Origin of the sequence: Gottfriedia luciferensis (assembly GCF_001712755.1) — a bacterium.
Taxonomy (GTDB): domain Bacteria; phylum Bacillota; class Bacilli; order Bacillales; family Bacillaceae_G; genus Gottfriedia; species Gottfriedia luciferensis_B.
In genome coordinates this window covers 254,593-274,502 of the sequence record NZ_MDKC01000036.1, presented here as the reverse complement: position 1 = coordinate 274,502, position 19,910 = coordinate 254,593, and the positions used below count along the sequence as shown (strand labels likewise).

The window sequence follows — 19,910 nt, the reverse complement described above, 5'->3', positions numbered from 1 at the left end:
ATTACGACAATCAGCTTAAATAAAAGCTCTTTATTTCTTTCCACCAACTCTGCTTCCTCCTCAAAAAAATAAAAAGTCATATAAGAAATAAATAAATTAAAATATTATTTTTAATAAAAAGTTTCATAAATTTGGTTTTAGGAATAACCGAATTTATGAAGCTTTTTTATGTTTTAAATATAGCGATTAAAATTAAATCATAAAAACTATTTTATAAAAACTATATTGAAAGGATTAAAGATGTATAGGAATCAGTACTATATTACTACAAAGGAAGTAAAGACTTTAAGGGGATTTAGGAAAGAAATCTTTAACGGACTGTATGTCTACTGTGATAATAACTTAGTCACTTATTATTCAAATGAATGCAAAGTGTGTATTATTGGTATAGCGTTTGATCCAATTAAAAATTTAAATAAAAAAACATTGGCGAATTATCTTGGTGATACAGATAATTTTGAGACTCTTATAAATAAGATTAATGGAATTAGTGGAAGATACGTTATTTTAATTCAGTTTAATGACGACTTATATATATTTCCAGATGCCTTTGCGTCTAAACGAATATTAGTTTATTCAAAAAAAAATGAAACATATATCTCTTCCAGCGAAAAAATTCTTATAGAAATCAGCAATAAAGAATTAGAAATTTCCAAAAATGTTAAACAAATTATTAATAGTAAGTTGTATAAATATCTGGAGAGCCCATGGATAGGGCCAAATTGGTATGATAACGATATATTTCAAGTTTTACCTAATTATTATTATACATTTAAAGAAAATACTGTTAAAAAACGTGGAATTTCTAAGTATGAATTGAGTAATGAAGATAAGATTAATTATATGAATGAAATATTGAAAGGGACTTATAGATTTCTTTCAAATGAATTTAAACTAATACAGCCTTTAACAGCTGGGTATGATTCAAGATTATTACTATCTGCTTCTTTAGAATATAAAAATCAAATAAAATATTATTTATTTAATTTGCCAAATACAAAGATGGATAGAATAATAGCTAAAACAATTTCGAGAGATTTTAATCTTGATTTTAGTGATTATGATATAAAGTCTCTAAAACCAGACTTTACTGAAAAATATTTCCAATCTCATATATTTCCAAGGATTTTACCAAAGATTGGTATTATTCAATATCATTATCATAATAACAGACAGATTAAAGGTTTAATAAATATTAATGGAAACGGCGGAGAAGTATTGAAATCTTATTATGGGGCTAGTTTTCCAAAAGATGAGAATGATTTTATAAACTCCATTAAAATTATTAAAAATCAGCTTTTAATTGAGAATGCACGGAAATGGTATAAGAATAATTTTTCGTATTGTGAAAAATACAATATTAATATTAAAGATCTATTTTATTGGGAGCAGAGGCAAGGGATATGGGGCAGTCAATTTCCATTTGAACAAGATATTTCTTTAGAAGAAATATCACCTATGAATAACAGAGATTTCATTATGATAGGACTAAGTTTGAAAAATGTAGATATTTATTCAGATGGTTCAAGTTTATTTAGAGTTATTACCAAACTAAATTACGATAAATTACTTTCGTACCCATTTAACCCAAAGACCACTATTCAAAAGATAAAAAGCAGGTTAAAGAGTGTCCTTTTAAAATAAATTTATAATATTTTTGCATTTGATAGTTTTGGTATTACATAAATTCAAACGATTCAATAAAAAAAATTAAATTTTTGTAAGGAGAATGTAAGATGAAAGTATTAGTTACAGGTGGTGCGGGATACATTGGAAGTTATGCTGTAAAAGCACTATTAAGGCAAAATCATGAGGTAGTTGTCCTTGATAATCTTTCTACAGGATCAGAAGAAGCTTTAGTAAAAGATATCCCGTTCTATAAGGGCGACATTAGAGATAGCAATGTATTAGACGAAATATTTATAAACGAAAAAATTGATCTTGTCATGCACTTTGCAGCAAAGTTAATCGCACCTGAAAGTATACAATATTCATTAGAATATTATGATAATAATGTTAATGGTGTAAACTCACTATTAACTTCAATGAAGAAACATAACGTTACAAAGATTGTATTTTCTTCTACTGCTGCAGTTTATGGATTACTTGACAAAGAGTTAATTAATGAAAATGATATTACTAATTGTATAAATCCTTATGGCGAAACAAAGTTAGCAAGTGAAAAAATGATTCAATGGAGTCACAAATCTTATGGGCTTGAGTATATAATTTTTAGGTATTTTAATGTAGCTGGAGGGAAGAAAACAGGATATTCACCATTAAATCAAACTGTCCTAATACCTAGAATATTAAATGTTGCTAAGGGATTAGTTGATAAAGTGACTATATTTGGGAATGATTATAACACTATTGACGGTACATGTATTAGAGACTTTATTCATGTAGAAGACCTAGTAAATGCTCATATTTTAGCTGCTGAAGGATTATTTAATGGAACAACAGAAGTTGGGATTTACAATTTAGGTAATGGTAAAGGATTCTCAGTTTTAGAAACCTATGAAACTGCCAAAAAAGTTACAGGAATAAATATTCCGTTCGAGTTTTCGGAACGTAGGATAGGAGATCCCGTAAAATCCGTTGCTTCTAGTGAGAAAGCTCAGAAAAATTTAGGATGGAAACCTAAATACGATAAATTAGAAGAAATAATTTTGGATGCTTGGGAAAATTATTAATTGTTGTAATTTAGATAGGAGTGCCATAAAAAATATATTATGAACTAAATTTAACACGACTTTCTTTTTATGAAGAGGCCATGTTATTTACTTAATATTACAAGAAATTTACCGATAAAAATTATGCAAATACCTATCTAAACAAGTAAGATATAAAGGTAAGTAATTCTGACTATTTTTCATCGGAAAATAAGTTCATAATTAAAGGAGAAAAATCTTGTCCAAATCAGAAAAACGCTCATCTAAAAAAATGTCCACAGCAAAAAAAGTACTTATAATCGTACTAAGTGTACTAGTTGTCATCGGTCTAGGAATAGGCGGTTATGCATATTCAATCTACCACAATGTAAATAAAACATCAGACGCAATTTATAAAGACATAAAGAAAACAGATAAACGAAAAGAAGAAGTAAATGTTGAAAAGAAAGAACCTTTCTCTATTTTACTATTAGGGGTGGATCATCGTCCTGGTGATAAAGGTCGTTCGGATTCTATGATTGTGTTAACGGTTAATCCGAATACTAATACAACAAAAATGGTAAGTATTCCACGTGATACTAGAACTGAGATTGTTGGAAAAGGTAAAGAAGATAAAATTAACCATGCATATGCATTTGGTGGAATTCAAATGTCTGTTGATACAGTTGAAAACTTCTTGAATATTCCAATTGATTATTATCTTGAAGTTAATATGGAAGGCTTTAAGGATATTGTTGAAGCAGTAGGTGGAGTTGATGTAAATAATGACTTAGACTTTACTTATGGTGGTGTACATTTTACGAAAGGACCACTTCATTTAAATGGTGATGATGCCTTAAAGTTCACTCGTATGCGTAAGTTAGATCCACGTGGAGACTTTGGTCGAGAGCTTCGACAAAGAGAAATTCTTGAAGCGGTTATTAAAAAGGGAGCTTCAATTTCTTCTTTAACAAACTATCAATCGATTTTACAAGCAATCCAAAAGAATGTTGTGACGAATATTACTCTAGGTGATATGGTTTCGATTCAAAAGGATTACCGTCAGGCTGCGCAAAATATTAGTAAGACTCAAGTTAAAGGTGAAGGCAAGATGATTGATAAAATTTATTATTTTATTGTTCCGAAAGATGAAAAAGATAAAATATCGAATGATCTTCGTCAGCACTTAGAATTATCTTCAGAAATAAAATAACAGCTAATTCTCAAGAACCACCGTTAAAAAATAACTTTTTAACGGTGGTTCTTTTTTTATGTCATTTTTACCCCTAGGAACCTACTTTCCCTCTACGAAGATTTCAACTGAATTCACCATTTCATTCAAATCCCCTAAGAATTTAACCTACACAACCCTTTAACCACCATCATAATAATATATATATTCCTAAATGTTTAGGAGGTCTTTGCGATAAAAGGGATTATACTTGCAGGTGGTAGTGGTACTCGACTTTATCCATTAACGATGGTGACTAGTAAGCAGCTATTGCCTGTGTATGATAAACCAATGATTTATTATCCGTTATCTACTTTAATGCTGGCAGGTATTAGAGAGATTTTAATTATATCGACTCCAGAGGATTTGCCTCGCTTTGAGGCTTTATTAGGTGATGGTTCTCAGTTTGGAGTTTCGTTGAAATATAAAGTACAACCTAGTCCGGATGGGTTGGCTCAAGCGTTTATTATTGGTGAAGAGTTTATAGGAAACGACTCTGTTGCGATGATATTAGGTGACAATATTTATTATGGCAGCGGGTTACGCAGTATTTTAAAGAAAGCGGCAATGAAAGAAAATGGGGCAACTGTGTTCGGTTATCATGTACAGGACCCTGAGCGATTTGGTGTTGTAGAATTTGATGAGTCTGGGAAAGTTTTGAGTATTGAAGAAAAGCCAGTTGCTCCGAAATCAAATTATGCAGTAACTGGATTGTATTTTTATGATAATCGTGTCATTGAAATTGCTAAAAACGTAAAACCATCCAATCGTGGTGAGTTGGAGATTACTTCTGTAAATGAAGCTTATTTAAATTTGGGTGAATTAGAAGTGGAGTTACTTGGTCGCGGTTATACGTGGTTAGATACTGGAACACATGAAAGTTTAGTATCGGCAACAAATTTTGTCAAAACAATTGAAGAGCATCAAGGAATTAAAATATCTGCTCCTGAAGAGGTCGCTTATATTAATGGGTGGATTAACAAAGAACAATTATTACATTTAAGCGAATCGCTTAGTAAAACAAGTTATGGTAACTATTTACGAAAAGTTGCAAATGGAGAGATTAAATATTAGCTTAAGGGGTCATTATCAATGAAAATTACAGAAACTTTTATAAAAGGAATTGTAGTTATTGAACCGACTGTTTTTGGTGATCACCGTGGTTGGTTTATGGAAACATATAATGATTCTAAAATGAAGGATTATGGAGTGGATTTAAATTTTGTTCAAGATAATCAATCATTTTCTGCATTGAAGGGAACATTGCGTGGGTTACATTATCAGTTGTCTCCAAAAGCACAAACGAAATTAGTTCGTTGTACAAGGGGTACCATATTTGATGTGGCTGTCGATATTCGGAAAGGGAGTCCGACTTACGGAAAGTGGTTCGGTATCGAGTTAAGTGCCGAAAATAAAAAACAATTATTGATTCCAAAAGGGTTTGCCCACGGTTTTATGACTTTAACAGATGATGTGGAAGTCCAATATAAAGTTGATGAGCTATATTCACCTGAATGTGATCGTGGCATTGTTTGGAATGACCCTGTAATTCAGGTGAAATGGCCAAATAATATTTCTCCATTATTATCCGCAAAAGACAAAATCGCACCATTATTAAAGGATGCTGAAAATAATTTTTTCTATAAGGAGTAATATATATGAAGGTTTTAGTAACTGGTTACGGTGGGCAACTAGGCTTTGATGTCGTTCGAGAGTGTGAACGACATGGTTTAAATGTTAAGGGTTACAATCGACAAGAGCTTGATATTACTAATAGGGAATCAGTTTTTTCTTTAGTAGATTCATATGAACCAGATGTTATTATCCACTGTGCTGCCTATACAGCGGTAGACAAAGCTGAAGATGATAAAGAGAATTGCTGGAATGTAAATGTTGAAGGAACGAGATATTTAGTTGAAGCTGCGAAAAATCATCATTCCAAGTTCATTTATATTAGTACGGACTATGTATTTAATGGGAAAGGTGAAAGTCCTTTTAATGAAGATGACCAACCGGATCCAATCGGTTATTATGGATTAACAAAGTATGAAGGCGAAAAAGTTGTTCAATCATTAATTGAAAACTATTTTATCATTCGTATTTCGTGGGTCTTTGGGGTTAATGGGAATAATTTTATTAAAACAATGCTAAGGTTATCAGAAACTAGAGATGAATTAAATATAGTCGGAGATCAAATCGGTTCTCCAACCTATACAGTTGATCTAGCTAGATTAATAGTAGATTTAATTAAAACTGATAATTATGGAATCTATCACGCAACTAATGATGGTTATACTAGTTGGGCTAATTTTGCAAAAGAAATTTTTAAACAAACCAATAGTAAAACTTTCGTAAAATCGATTGCATCCGAAGACTACCCTACTCGAGCATCTAGACCGAAAAATTCGAGATTATTAAAACAAAAGCTAGTAGAGAATGGCTTTCAATCCTTACCTTCATGGCAAGACGCATTAGCTAGATATTTAGTTCAATTAAATAAAAGAGACGAGGTACAGTAAAACATGAAAGTAGCTGTTACAGGCGGTGCCGGATTTATCGGTGGAAACTTTGTTCAATACATGATCAATAAATACCCATCCTATTCAATATATAATCTAGATGCATTAACCTATGCAGGTGACTTAACAAAGCATAAAAACATCGAACAAAATGAAAAATATCATTTTATCAAAATTGATATTTCAAACCGTGAAGAAATCATGACATTATTTAAAAAAGAAAAGTTCGACTATGTCATCCACTTCGCAGCAGAAAGTCATGTTGATCGCTCAATTACAGACCCAGGTATATTCGTGACAACAAATGTTTTAGGAACTCAAGTTTTACTAGATGCTTCAAAAGCGATAAACGTTAAAAAATTTGTACATGTATCTACAGATGAAGTGTACGGTGATCTAGATTTTGACCCTACAACCTTTTTTACAGAAGATACACCTCTACAACCGAATAGCCCTTACTCTGCAAGTAAAGCATCATCTGATTTACTAGTTCGTGCCTATCATGAAACATATGGCTTTCCTATGAATATCACACGTTGTTCAAATAATTACGGACCCTATCACTTTCCAGAGAAGTTAATTCCATTAACAATTTCACGAGTTCTAAATGACCAAAAAGTTCCTGTTTATGGTACTGGTGAAAATATTCGTGACTGGTTACATGTTCTTGATCATTGCTCAGCTATTGATCTAGTAATGCATAAAGGAGAAAATGGAGAAGTTTACAATGTAGGTGGCCATAATGAACGGACAAATTTAGAGGTTGTTAAAACAATCATATCTACTCTTGGAAAATCTGAAGAATTAATCCAATTTGTACAAGATCGCTTAGGTCATGACAAAAGATATGCGATTGATCCAAGTAAACTAGAAAGACTAGGCTGGAAACCAACTTATAATTTTGATACCGGTATTGTTCAAACTGTTGAATGGTATGTAGATAATAAGGAATGGTGGGAAATGATTGTTTCAGGTGAGTATAAACAGTATTTTGAAAAACAATATGGTAAATAAATAGAAATGAACTTGATGAGGAAATTTCATTATAAATAATAAGAGTAATTTAGACGTTTTCTTTTCATTTGAAAACGTCTTTTTTTATTTCAGAGTATAGTAATTTAGGCTTCTTTATATATGTGGTTTATGAGTAATTTTAACTAGAACTAATAGCTTAGTTAATTCCAATTTTTTTCTAATGTTTTGGTAAATATCCCTAAATAAGATTCTTTTAATCATTTTCTAACTATAATTTTATTTACCGTTTATAAGTAACATTTTTTTATGTTATAATACATTTTATATCAATAAATGACAATTCTATTACAAAATTGTAAGTTTTTTTTATGCGAAATTTACAATTTTTTTATGCTCAAATATAATTCTTAATGTTATGTTTTTTCAGAAAAATATAATGTCGTAGATTACTAGTTATATCATTAAAAACTGATTAAAAAAAACTGCTTATTTTAATGAGAAATTAAATTTTAATTCAAGGAGGATAAGGGATGAATCAACCGTTAATCTCGGTAATTTTGCCTATTTATAATGTCGAAAATTATATTCATGAATGCTTAAATTCATTATTAAACCAAACGATTGGTTATGAAAATTTAGAAGTAATTATGGTAAACGATTGCTCTACAGATCGTACCCCTATCATTATTGATGAATATGCTGCGAAATATGAAAATTTTAAAGTAATTCATTTCACAGAGAATTCTGGTGCTCCAGGTAAACCAAGGAATGTTGGAATAGAAAATGCCACAGGTAAGTATACAATCTTTTTAGACCCGGATGACATTGTACCTGCGGATGCATATGAAAGATTAATTAACGTAATCGAAAATAGTGAGTCTGATTTTGTAATGGGTAAGATGCAAAGTTTTGATGATGAAACTAAACGTAGGCATGAACACGTTACATTTAAGCAATACCAATTACAAAAGAAATATATAGATGTAAATATTGATAATGTTCCATTTTTCTATCAAGTTAAAACAGCAATTATTTTAAAGTTAGTTAAAACTGAGTTTTTATTAAAAAATAAAATAAATTTTATTGAAGGTATGAAAAATGGTGAAGACAAATATTATGACATTCAATTATTCTCTAAAGCCAAAAAGTTCAGTTATATTCCTGAAGTAATTTATTTATATCGAGCAAGAAATGATGAGAAAAATTTATCTCTAACACAAAGAGATATTATTAGTACTGTAGAAAACGATGTAAAATCGGCTTTAATTATTAAACCTTTACTTACACAAAAAGAATTTAAATATTTTCAAATAAATGTGTTTAGATCTATTTTTTGGAAAATTGGAGATGCGGATTTTAAGAAGTTAACAAAAGATCAACAACATTATCTATTAAATTTAATAAAAGATGTAGCGGTAGGATATGATTCAGATATAACTAAGGAATATATGGAAGTAGAGGAACCAATTATTAGTTTAATTAGCTCTGGTCATATCGTGGAAGCTTTAGATTATAATCTTTTATTAATTTCTAGAAGATGGTGGTTTAAAATAAGCAAAGAACTAGAGAAAGATTATAAAAAGTCATCAAAAATAAGAAATAGTAATTTTTGGAAAGTGACCAGTCCATTAAGAAAAGTTATCAGACTTGTGAAGAGGGTGTCGTAAGTTGCAAATTAGCATCATAATTCCATTTGTAAAAGAGGAAATCAATCAAACTCTTGATTGTATTAATTCAGTTAAGGATCAAAGTATTAAACAAAATCAAATTGAATTAATCCTTTTTAATACTGAAAATGAAGTACTGAATGAAGAGACTGAGAAAACATTAACGCATCAGTTTAATGACCTAAGTGTAATAAATACAAAATTGAAGCCAAATGACCTAAATGGCAAATATGTCTTCATTTATGATCGAAAAACTAAAATAAATAAGCAGTTATTAGAAGTACTTTTAAGAATAGCTGATTCTGGTAAATATGATTGCATTTTTCCTACTGAAAATACAAAAAAATTAGAAGTGAAGCCAGTAAATATGAATGATTTTACTTATTCAGATCTAATGAGTATGAATTTAATGAGAACTATTACCTTAAAGGACTATTTTGTAAAAAATAAAATTCAAGAGTTTAATTATTTTGAATTAAAGTATTTTCAATTAAGGCAATATTTTACAAATAAAAATATTGGAACGAATGATGTATTAGCAATTAAAAATACTGAGATTAATGACGAGTATATTCATAATCAATTTCAAGAAATTAACTATTTGTTTGTAAAAATAAGAGAAGAATCCGATAAAGATCTTCAAAAATTTGCATATAGTATATTAATTAAGCAACTAATATTTTTAGTTGATAAAAAGATATTTGTCGATGAAATAGATGAAGAGATTCAAATTCAATTATTAGAACTATTACAATTAATAATAAAAGAAGTAAATTTACCTGAAACCTTAAAGAATATAAAACTAGAAGGCTATAAAGGATTTTTTGCAATCTTAAACATGAACAAATATACTGAAGCCATTAGTTATATGAAGTTGTTCCGGAGTAAGAGATACCAATATCATACGGCTAATAAATATAGTAACTATTTAGAGAAGCATCCAGGCGATCCCAGTGAAGACTTAACGTGGAAAATGACGAAACCATTACGTATAGTAAAACCTGCAATGCGCAAAGTAAAAGGATTAATATTTAAATATTTATTACTTCTAATTGTATCTTTCTATAAACTTCTATATTTAAATAAAGTGGTTTGGTTAGTTTGTGAAAGAGCCGATCAAGCTGAAGATAATGGATATTTCTTTTTTAAGTATTGTAGAGAGCAATATCCAAATAGGAAAATCTATTATATAATTGAAAAAAATTCTCCGCATTATGATAAAGTAGCTAAATTAGGAAATATTATTCATCACTCTTCCTTTAAACATAAAATTTACACACTATTAGCGGATGTATATGTTAGTGCTTGGACATTTAGTGAAAGTGGTTTTCCAAATCCTTCAAAATATTTCACCTCAAGATTTAGAGAGCAATTAAAGAACAAGTTTCAAGTATGTATCCAGCATGGCGTTATTATTCATAATATTTCTCCGTATTTATCCAAGAAAAAGTATCAACAAAATTTAATTATAGCTAGTTCAGAATTTGAAAAAGAAATTATTATGGAAACTCTAAACTATCCAAGCGATGAAGTTGAAGTAACCGGTTTAGCTAGATTTGATAATTTACATGATGCGATTACGAAAAGACAAATATTAATTATGCCAACTTGGAGACGTCATTTATTTAAAATAAATAAAAAACAATTCTCTAATTCGGAATACTTTAAGACGTATAAAAAGTTAATATCAAATAAAAAGTTTCAAGATTTTATTAGTAAGGAAAATATTCAGGTTAAATTCTATATTCATCATCAGATGCAACGGTTCTTGGAAAACTTTATTGTAGAACATCCAAATATTGAATTCTTATTAAAAAAAGATGCCAAAGTTTCAGATCTACTAAAAGAATCGAAGTTATTATTGACTGATTACTCATCAGTTTCAAGTGATTTCTTTTATATGAATAAACCAGTAGTATTTTATCAATTTGATCCACATAAAAATCATCATGCACCTACTGAACAAATTAAATATAGTGATCTAGGAATTATAGTTAATAATGAAGAAAAGTTGCTTGATGAAATCATTAAAATCTCAAATAGGGATTTTACAGCAGATCAAGTATATCAACAAAATTCGAGAAAAATATTTAAATATAAAGACACAAATAATTCAAAGAGAATATTTGAAGCAATTGAAACGTCTTATCACAATTTCAAAACTAAGAAGAACATTAAATAAATCAAAAAGAGGGTGATTGAATATCACCCTCTTTTTTTATTTCGTTAATTTTATTAATTGAGCAATAAAATTCTTATAATAATTTGGTTCAAAATGCAAGTGGAAAATACCCCAAGCATGATCTGCAATAGAAATATAGTTTTGTTTTACATTTATTGTTGAAACCTCGTAATTTGAAACCACGTAGTCATCCAATTGGTCCCAAAAGGCATTTAATAAATCGATATCAGTGTTAGAAATAATTTTCTTAATGCTATGGTCCTTATCATAGTACATACCAGTAAATCTAGCTTTGTGAAGTATTATTTTACAATTCGGAAGTTCTCTATTAATAATTTGTAAAAATTGATCAATTGTTTGCTTCCAAAGTGTAAAATATTCGCTAAGGTTAGTATTCAAATTAAATGTATTGACTTCGTTTAATTCTCTATAAAATGATGTTTTAGTGATTTTCCAACGATTATTAGTAATATATGAACTATTCGTCTTTAAACAACCAAAATATACATCCCCAAAGAAATCAAGAATGAGAGCTTCAGGCTGCTTACTGATTAAATCATTTAAAAAGTTCTTTTCTAAGTCATCGAAAACATCATTTTGCTCATATTCATTTAAGTTGTCAATTTTCTCTCTATTATATGGAATCGGATTACTCATTAAACTAATGATTGACGATTGATTTTGATAGCGAAGTACTTCAAAATGATTTCTATAATTTAAGTTAAATTTACTATTAAAATTATCTCGTGTAACACAAGATCCGAATGCAGCGATTTTTAATTTCTTTTCATTGCTTTTTATAGAAATAATGTTCTTATTTAATAAAAGAGAAAAATTTTTAGTTTGATGATTAGCTTCATTCTCAGTTAATAAGTTAATTAAAACTATAATATTTTTGTTTAATGTAATTTGTACAAAAAGTTCTAAGTCGGTAGATTCAGGATAGCTATTTAATAAATCAAATACATTAAAGGTTGAACACAAAATTTCATTGTTATTTCCAATATGTGTACTATATGAATGAGTATTAATCGCTAGTTCGGTTTTGATTTGATTGAATTGTTTTTGATTAGTAATAGAAAGTTGGACAAAATCTTCATAACAATCTGCTTTAACTAGATTAAAATGTAATTTATCTTGTGTTAAGTAAAGAGCAATACGATTATCACTTGTTATATATGTCTTTACATAATAAATGTTTAGAAGTTTTGAGCTCATATATTTAGTTGGCATTTCAAGATTACGATTAATTTCTAATGGTAATAATTCAGCATCTTTAGCTAAATATAAATCAAAAATCTCGATTGGATATAATTTAATATTTTTTATATCAGAAAAGTTAATATCTACTATATATTGATTATCAATCTTTTTGTTTAAGCTTTGCAATATTTCACTACTTACTTTCATATGTTTATTTGGCCTCTGTTTTAAGACTAATGAGGAGGATTCATTTAAAACCCCGTTTGTATCTTCTATGTAAAGTCTAATTCCATCTTTTAAGTATTCAATTTTTTTTAGCATAAAGCCGCCCATCCCATTTAATTAAAATATTTTTTGAATTCGTAAAAAAATTTACGAAACGCTAACAGATATTAACATTAACATTATGATTATTATTATTAAACAAGACAATAGTTTTTTTAATAATTACCTAAATGAATGTTAACTAGAATTTAAGATTATTTTCTAAGAATCATATATTACAAGAAGCTACACTTCGGTGATTGCATTCTCTTACCATTGGAAAAGAACAATACAGTTGGGGATTTTTTATATTTTAAAACATTCTGATGCACTACTAATTTAGTAAATCTTATCATTATACTTTTTACATACTTTTAACATGGATACTCATGTAAATTCACAAAAAATCGTTAATCTTTAATTAATAAAATTTTCTTTTTTTAATAAACACGTCTTACTTACGGTGTTTATCTTATTGTTCTGGAGGTTTGAAATGAAGAATAGTGAATTATTGAATAGTAGTCATGTAGATTCAACAACTGTAAATTTTAAACCAAATTTAATAGAGGTTTCGAATGAGGATTTCGATGCGAATCTTGAACGACAAAATGAATTGTTAATGAAACAAAACCAGTTCCTATCTGATAAGGTAATGGAATTGGAAAAAAGAATGGAAGAGCAATTATTTCGGCAGTTGGATTTAATTGTAGAGCATGAGGAGTTTATGATGGGGCTCGATGATTATGTTCTTGTAAACGAAGTAAAACAGTCGTTTGGTTCGTATGAATATGAAAAATTGCAGGAGGAATATCAAAAGCTGCAATTAAATTATGAAACGTTTAGGAACTCAAAGTTTGGAAAATTGGCAAGGAAGTATTGGAAGTTGTTGAAGTATTTAAAAAGAAAATGAGGGGACATTCATGCTAAAAGAATCAATAGAAAAACAAATTACTCGATTACGTAATGAAAAGTATGATACAAAAATGATGCTGCAAAAATTAATGAATGTGGATGAACCCTTCTATTTTAGAAACCATGAGTTACTTTCTTTTTCAGCGGATGATTTTATAGTTAGTAAGGGCGTTCAAAAATTTCAAAAGGAAAAGGAAGTTCTATTTAATAATAAACTAGTAAGGCAGACTGCTGTCATTGATTATATAGATGAAACAAAATTAAGGAATTTACTTTTTAGTGAAGGTAGAAGTAAATTATTTACTAGATTTGCGATCACAGGCTTTGTCAGTGGTAAAAGTGAGGTTGTTTGTGAGTTACGACTAGTAGATTACGAGAACAACTCAAGTACATTAAGTTTTCAGATAGACGAGGTAATTGATCTATCTGAATTTAGTCAAAAAGGGATTCAATCGGTTTCTTTTTCGATTTACATGACAGGTGCTGCCACGCTTCATCTATTCCATGCTAAATTAATGGGTTCATATAAAAAGAATGAAAGAGAAAATATTCACCTAATTAAACAGAAGAAAGAAATTAAGGACTTTCGAGTTGGGTTTATTGCGGACGAATTTACAACACGATGCTTCGATTATGAATTTCAACTTGTAAAAGTCACTCCTGAGAATTGGTTAGATGAGTTCAAAAAGCATCGAATCGATTTCTTCTTTTGTGAGTCTGCATGGCTTGGAAACGAAGGAGCTTGGAAGGATAAGATCGGTACGAAAAATCACAGAAATCATACGAAACTATTAAAATTAGTATATTGGTGTAAAGAACACTATATCCCCACCGTTTTTTGGAATAAAGAAGATCCGTTCCATTACCAAGCTTTTATCGATACTGCTAAGCACTTTGATTATGTATTCACGACTGATTTTGAATCAGTTCAGAACTATGTAGATGAAGGCTGTGAAAATGTTTATTGTTTACCTTTTGCAGCTCAACCAAAAATTCACAATCCAATTGAATATATTCCACGTAAAGAGAAAGTAGTTTTCGCTGGAGCATATTACGGTAAAAAGTTTCCCGAGCGTACGAGTGCGATGGAGAAGCTAGTAAATTCTTCAAAGGAATATGGATTGGATATTTATGACCGAAACTATCATAATCCATCAAGTCCAAATCAATTTCCAGATGAGTATAAGCCATTTATTGTTGGAAACTTAAAACAAAATGAAATCGACATTGCATATAAAGGATATAAAGTAGCACTAAACGTAAATAGTATTACGAAATCTCCGACAATGTTTGCCCGGAGAGTATTTGAGTTATTGGCAAGTAATACCCCAATCATTAGTTCCCATTCAGAAGGGATTCACAGAATGTTTGGAGACATTGTAACTGCTACAGATGATGAAAAACTGATGAAGCAACGACTTTCAAACTATTATGCAGATGAGACCTTCTATAAGAAAAATCGTTTACTCACATTGCGAAAAGTATTAGAAGAACACACTTATACGAATCGAGTGGAAGATTTATTAAATATTATCAATCTACCATATGAGAAATATGCAGAAAGTGCTACGTTAGTAGGGATTGTTAGAAGTAAAGCTGATTATGAAAAGTTAATCGCGATTTACGATAGACAAGGAATTAAACAAAAAAAGCTAGTAATCTTACTCGATTTATTTGATGGCTATTTAGACATTTTTAATCAAAACAATCACGGGGATATAAAAACTTACCTTATTGACTACTGCCATCATTATTTTAGTTTGAATGATCTTGTTGATTCGAATTATATTGCTCCAATTAATCTTGATCATTATTATGGAGAAAATTATTTAAGAGACATGATGTTAGCTACAAAGTATACGAATGATACGATTATTGCAAAAGGCAATGGAAATAGCTATAACTACGTAAATGATTGCCATATTGATGAAGCATTGATTTGTAAAAAGGCGACAAGATTTATTCGTCCAAGTGAATTTATCAGTCTTTTAGACAACAAATCAACAATTGGCCATTTCTCAAAAGCTGGCGTTCAATTTTTTGAAATTGATGAGTTTAATTTTTATCGAGATGCCTATGAACAAGCCATTAGCCGAGACAAAATTGAGAGTATTTTAGTATAAGGAGCTGTTTTTATGAAACTGGCGGTTATAGGGCATGATTTAAAATTTATTAACGAAGCGATTAAGAGGTTTGAAGCTAGAAATGACATTGAAATAAAAATAGATTTATGGGAAGGCCATACAATTCATCAAGTTGGCAAAAGTTTAGAAATCGTTAATTGGGCGGATGTTCTTTTTTGCGAGTGGGGACTTGGAAATGTACTTTGGTATCAGGAGCATAAAAAAGATCATCAAGTATTGATTGTTAGAATGCATCGTTTTGAAATGAATACGCCTTTCCCGGAAAAATTTGATTTTACGAAAATTGATAAGATTATTGCGATTTCTTCTTATATATTTGAGGAATTCCATCGAGTTGCAAAAGTTCCTAGAGAAAAGATGATTGTCATTCAAAATGGTGTTGATGTAGATCGATTCCATTTACCTAAGCAATATGATGCAGATTTTCGAATTGGATTACTTGGTTATGTACCGAAGTTAAAACGATTAGATCGAGCGCTTGAGATATTTGAAAAGTTATACGAAAAAGACAACCGATATACTCTTTCGATAAAAGGAAAGCATCCGAAAGAGTTTCCGTGGGTCTGGAATAATCAACAAGAGCAGGATTATTATACAAGTTTATTTAGAAAAATTGAGAAATCCCACTATCGTAATCAAGTTCAGTTTGAAGAGTGGGGAGATTCAGCGGAATGGCTCGAGTCGATTGGTTATGTCTTATCAGTTAGCGATTATGAAAGTTTTCACTTAGCACCTGTTGAAGGGATGGCTTCTTGTGCTGTGCCAATTGTATTAAATCGTGAAGGAGCTCGAACGATATTCCCTGATGAGTATATTTTTGAATCACTCGATCAAGCAGCGCAGTACATCGCGGATAGTAGAAAAAGATCTAGGAAAGAACTAGTTGAATTTGTGAAGGAAAATTACTGTATGGATAAAATGTGTTCAGAGATTTTGAGTCTAATTGATGAGTTACAAGTAAAATTAGTTCATTAAGTATTTCGAAAGAGCACAGTGAATTCTTAAGTAGAAGGAACTGTGCTTTTTTCTTCTATTATTATTACATCGAGTATGAATGAATTCAAAATGTGGGAAACTAAGTGTATAGAATTAAATAATTATTAGTTAAAGAACATTTTAGGGATTAAGACGATTAACTTTTAAAATTAGTCCTGTAGATAGAGGAATAAACGTTATTTTTCATGGTAAAAAATGTCTTTATTTCCTCAGTTAAGATACAATAGATAGATACATATTTCAATAAGCCGATTTGTTTTGAAAGGGGAAAGAATTTTGACTGTTAAAGTAATGACAATTTTTGGAACAAGACCAGAAGCGATTAAGATGGCGCCACTAGTGCTTGAGCTAGCTAAGCATCCTGATCAAATAGAATCCATTGTGACGGTTACAGCTCAGCATCGTCAAATGTTGGATCAAGTTCTCGAAATTTTTGAAATCACACCTGATTATGATTTAAATATAATGAAGGATCGCCAAACTTTAATCGATGTAACAACGCGAGGTTTGGAAGGTTTAAATAAGATTATGCAAGAAGTAAAGCCGGATATTGTATTAGTTCATGGTGATACGACAACTACTTTTATTGCTAGTCTTGCAGCTTTTTATAATCAAATTGCAATTGGTCATGTTGAAGCTGGTTTACGTACTTGGGATAAGTATTCGCCTTACCCAGAAGAAATGAACCGTCAATTAACTGGTGTCATGACGGATTTACATTTTTCTCCTACGACAAAATCAGCACAAAATTTGTTAGCTGAAAATAAAAAGGAAGAAACAATTTTTATTACTGGTAATACTGCGATTGATGCACTTAAAACAACAGTAAAAGAAGAGTATGCTCATCCTGTTCTTGATCAAATTGGTAATGACAGATTAGTCTTAATGACTGCTCATCGTCGTGAAAATTTAGGAGAACCAATGAGAAATATGTTTAAAGCGATTAAGCGCTTAGTCGAAAAACATAACGATATTCAAGTTGTGTACCCTGTACACATGAATCCTGTTGTTCGTGAAATTGCTAATGAAGTTTTAGGAAATGACAATCGAATCCATTTAATCGAACCACTAGATGTGATTGATTTCCACAACTTTGCGGCAAGATCGCATTTAATCCTAACTGATTCTGGTGGTGTACAAGAAGAGGCACCTTCATTAGGCGTACCAGTTCTTGTTTTACGTGGTACGACCGAACGCCCTGAGGGAATTGATGCTGGTACTTTAAAGCTTGCTGGAACTGACGAAGAAGTGATTTTCTCGTTAGCTGATGAACTGTTGTCAGATGATGAGGCACATGCAAAAATGTCAAAGGCATCTAATCCGTATGGAGATGGCGAAGCTTCTAGAAGAATTGTTGAAGTGATTATTCAACATTTTAAAAATAAAACAAAGTAATCATATGTAAGGAAAGACTATCTTTGAAAAATTTTCAAAGATAGTCTTTTTTATTTTTAACTATTTTAAGTGGAAAAAGATCGTGATTAAAAATAACCCCTTTTAATTAAGTACTTTTCCTAAATAAAGATAGATACGATTAAAAGGGATTTTTTCTGTGTATTAGGTTTTTAGTTTGAATGAGTATTACTATATTTAAAAAGTTATTTATTTTGTTACATTTTGAATAAATTTAAATTAAATCTCTAAAGTTAACTATATGATAATTGTGTCTGTTGATAAAATTTATGTTTGTTAGTGATAAATTCAACAATAGAAAGGACTAGATTATGCTTTTCAGTTCAACTGTATTTTTGTTTGTATTTCTACCTATCGTTTTACTAGTATATTTTGTACTACCACGTATTTTTCGAAACGCATGGTTGTTAGTATCTAGTTTAGTTTTTTATGCATGGGGAGAGCCAAGGTTTGTATTGGTTATGTTCCTTTCAATTATTATCAATTATGTATTTGCGTTAATTGTTGATGCAAATCGAAATAAGAAAACGAAAATAAAGTGGATTATGGCAGCGATGCTTGTGGCCAATTTGGGATTATTATGTTTCTTCAAATACTCCAACTTCTTTGTTGATAATATAAATTTATTGTTTAACACAAATATTACGATTCCTCTAATACCTTTACCGTTGGGAATTTCTTTTTTTACTTTCCAAGGAATTAGTTATGTAGTCGATGTTTATAGAAAAGATGGTGCTCTACAAAGAAATCCATTGAATATGGCTACCTATAAAACATTATTTCCACAATTAATTGCAGGTCCGATTGTTCGTTATCAAACTGTTTCACATCAAATTACAGATCGAAAAGAAACTTTAGAGAAATTTGCTTATGGAACGAAGCGATTTATTATTGGATTAGGTAAGAAAATGTTTTTGGCTAATAATTGCGGTTGGGTCGCAGATCAAATTTTTGCACAAAATCCACATGACATGTCCATTGGTTTAGCTTGGATTGGCATTATTGCTTATTCTTTACAAATTTACTTTGATTTTTCCGGTTATTCAGATATGGCGATTGGTTTAGGAAAAATGTTCGGATTTGATTTTCTAGAAAATTTCAACTACCCGTATATTTCAAAATCAGTAACTGAGTTTTGGAGAAGATGGCACATTTCATTAGGAACATGGTTCAGGGACTATCTATATATCCCGTTAGGTGGAAATCGTATTTCTCCTTTACGAACGTATATTAATCTTTTTATTGTGTGGTTTGCTACAGGTTTTTGGCATGGAGCAAGTTGGACATTTATCGCATGGGGTATTTATTACGGTATACTAATCATGCTAGAAAAAGCTTTCCTCGGTGATATTTTACGAAAGTTGCCTAATGCAATTCAGCATATTTACGCTACATTCCTAGTCGTAATTGGATGGGTATTTTTTCGTTCAGAAACATTTAGTTATGCGTTTGATTATATTAAAACAATGTTCGGTTTAAATCATACAGTTGTTTGGGATTCAAATGCAGCATATTATTTTGTTGAATATGGTGTTCTAATAGGACTAGCTATAATTGGGGCAACTCCTTTATTGAAAATCTTCGCAGATAAAATCATGATTCAGTCAGAATCCAGTTTTGCTGTAAGAATTTTCGGTCGTAATATTGGGTTAACAGGTTATTATTTATTAGTTCTTGGTATTTCAATTATTTGTGTTGTTTCTAACACATTCAATCCATTTATCTATTTCCGTTTCTAGTAAGTTGGAGGTTT

At 30.2% G+C, this 19,910-nt stretch carries 15 protein-coding genes; 14 read left to right on the top strand and 1 reads right to left on the bottom strand.

What is annotated here, in order from left to right; translation table 11 throughout:
• The first annotated feature begins 240 nt into the window (after positions 1 to 240).
• The 9 genes from BED47_RS21805 to BED47_RS21765 all read left to right on the top strand — a co-directional run bounded on the left by BED47_RS21805 (position 241) and on the right by BED47_RS21765 (position 11,225).
• Positions 241 to 1,644, top strand: coding sequence for a hypothetical protein (locus tag BED47_RS21805; RefSeq protein ID WP_069035424.1), 1,404 nt, complete (start codon positions 241 to 243; stop codon positions 1,642 to 1,644).
• Positions 1,645 to 1,736: 92 nt separating this feature from the next.
• A complete protein-coding gene (galE, locus tag BED47_RS21800; protein WP_069035423.1) occupies positions 1,737 to 2,693 on the top strand; it encodes a UDP-glucose 4-epimerase GalE in 957 nt (318 codons plus the stop codon).
• 217 nt (positions 2,694 to 2,910) lie between these two features.
• Complete coding sequence (gene tagU / locus BED47_RS21795; protein WP_368072861.1) at positions 2,911 to 3,864, top strand: polyisoprenyl-teichoic acid--peptidoglycan teichoic acid transferase TagU; 954 nt, start codon at positions 2,911 to 2,913, stop codon at positions 3,862 to 3,864.
• A 213-nt stretch (positions 3,865 to 4,077) separates the two neighbouring features.
• Positions 4,078 to 4,956, top strand: a complete 879-nt coding sequence (gene rfbA, locus BED47_RS21790; RefSeq protein ID WP_069035422.1) for a glucose-1-phosphate thymidylyltransferase RfbA — start codon at positions 4,078 to 4,080, stop codon at positions 4,954 to 4,956.
• Positions 4,957 to 4,974: 18 nt separating this feature from the next.
• A complete protein-coding gene (gene rfbC / locus BED47_RS21785; RefSeq protein ID WP_069035421.1) occupies positions 4,975 to 5,535 on the top strand; it encodes a dTDP-4-dehydrorhamnose 3,5-epimerase in 561 nt (186 codons plus the stop codon).
• Between the two features lie 5 nt (positions 5,536 to 5,540).
• Positions 5,541 to 6,401 (top strand): dTDP-4-dehydrorhamnose reductase, encoded by an 861-nt coding sequence (rfbD, locus tag BED47_RS21780; protein ID WP_069035420.1) that lies wholly within the window; start codon positions 5,541 to 5,543, stop codon positions 6,399 to 6,401.
• Between the two features lie 3 nt (positions 6,402 to 6,404).
• Positions 6,405 to 7,415, top strand: coding sequence for a dTDP-glucose 4,6-dehydratase (gene rfbB, locus BED47_RS21775; protein ID WP_069035419.1), 1,011 nt, complete (start codon positions 6,405 to 6,407; stop codon positions 7,413 to 7,415).
• Positions 7,416 to 7,906: 491 nt separating this feature from the next.
• Complete coding sequence (locus BED47_RS21770) at positions 7,907 to 9,043, top strand: glycosyltransferase family 2 protein (RefSeq protein WP_069035418.1); 1,137 nt, start codon at positions 7,907 to 7,909, stop codon at positions 9,041 to 9,043.
• A gap of 1 nt (position 9,044) precedes the next feature.
• Positions 9,045 to 11,225, top strand: coding sequence for a CDP-glycerol glycerophosphotransferase family protein (locus BED47_RS21765; RefSeq protein WP_069035417.1), 2,181 nt, complete (start codon positions 9,045 to 9,047; stop codon positions 11,223 to 11,225).
• Between the two features lie 36 nt (positions 11,226 to 11,261).
• Here the strand turns inward: BED47_RS21765 and BED47_RS23380 are convergent, their stop codons facing one another.
• Positions 11,262 to 12,749, bottom strand: coding sequence for a DUF6270 domain-containing protein (locus BED47_RS23380; protein ID WP_084007034.1), 1,488 nt, complete (start codon positions 12,747 to 12,749; stop codon positions 11,262 to 11,264).
• A gap of 436 nt (positions 12,750 to 13,185) precedes the next feature.
• On the opposite strand from BED47_RS23380, the gene BED47_RS21755 reads away from it, so the two are divergent.
• The 5 genes from BED47_RS21755 (at position 13,186) to BED47_RS21735 (ending at position 19,896) form a co-directional block, all read left to right on the top strand.
• A complete protein-coding gene (locus BED47_RS21755; RefSeq protein WP_069035416.1) occupies positions 13,186 to 13,602 on the top strand; it encodes a hypothetical protein in 417 nt (138 codons plus the stop codon).
• Positions 13,603 to 13,612: 10 nt separating this feature from the next.
• Entirely contained in the window at positions 13,613 to 15,727 is a 2,115-nt protein-coding gene (locus BED47_RS21750) for a CgeB family protein (protein WP_069035415.1), read from the top strand.
• A 12-nt stretch (positions 15,728 to 15,739) separates the two neighbouring features.
• A complete protein-coding gene (locus BED47_RS21745) occupies positions 15,740 to 16,723 on the top strand; it encodes a glycosyltransferase (RefSeq protein WP_069035414.1) in 984 nt (327 codons plus the stop codon).
• A gap of 312 nt (positions 16,724 to 17,035) precedes the next feature.
• Positions 17,036 to 18,139: a non-hydrolyzing UDP-N-acetylglucosamine 2-epimerase gene (gene wecB, locus BED47_RS21740; RefSeq protein WP_439097801.1), complete on the top strand. Its 1,104-nt coding sequence runs from the start codon at positions 17,036 to 17,038 to the stop codon at positions 18,137 to 18,139.
• Between the two features lie 329 nt (positions 18,140 to 18,468).
• The gene (locus tag BED47_RS21735) at positions 18,469 to 19,896 is read left to right on the top strand and encodes an MBOAT family O-acyltransferase (protein ID WP_069035412.1); all 1,428 of its coding nucleotides are present in this window, start codon (positions 18,469 to 18,471) and stop codon (positions 19,894 to 19,896) included.
• Positions 19,897 to 19,910 lie beyond the last annotated feature (14 nt).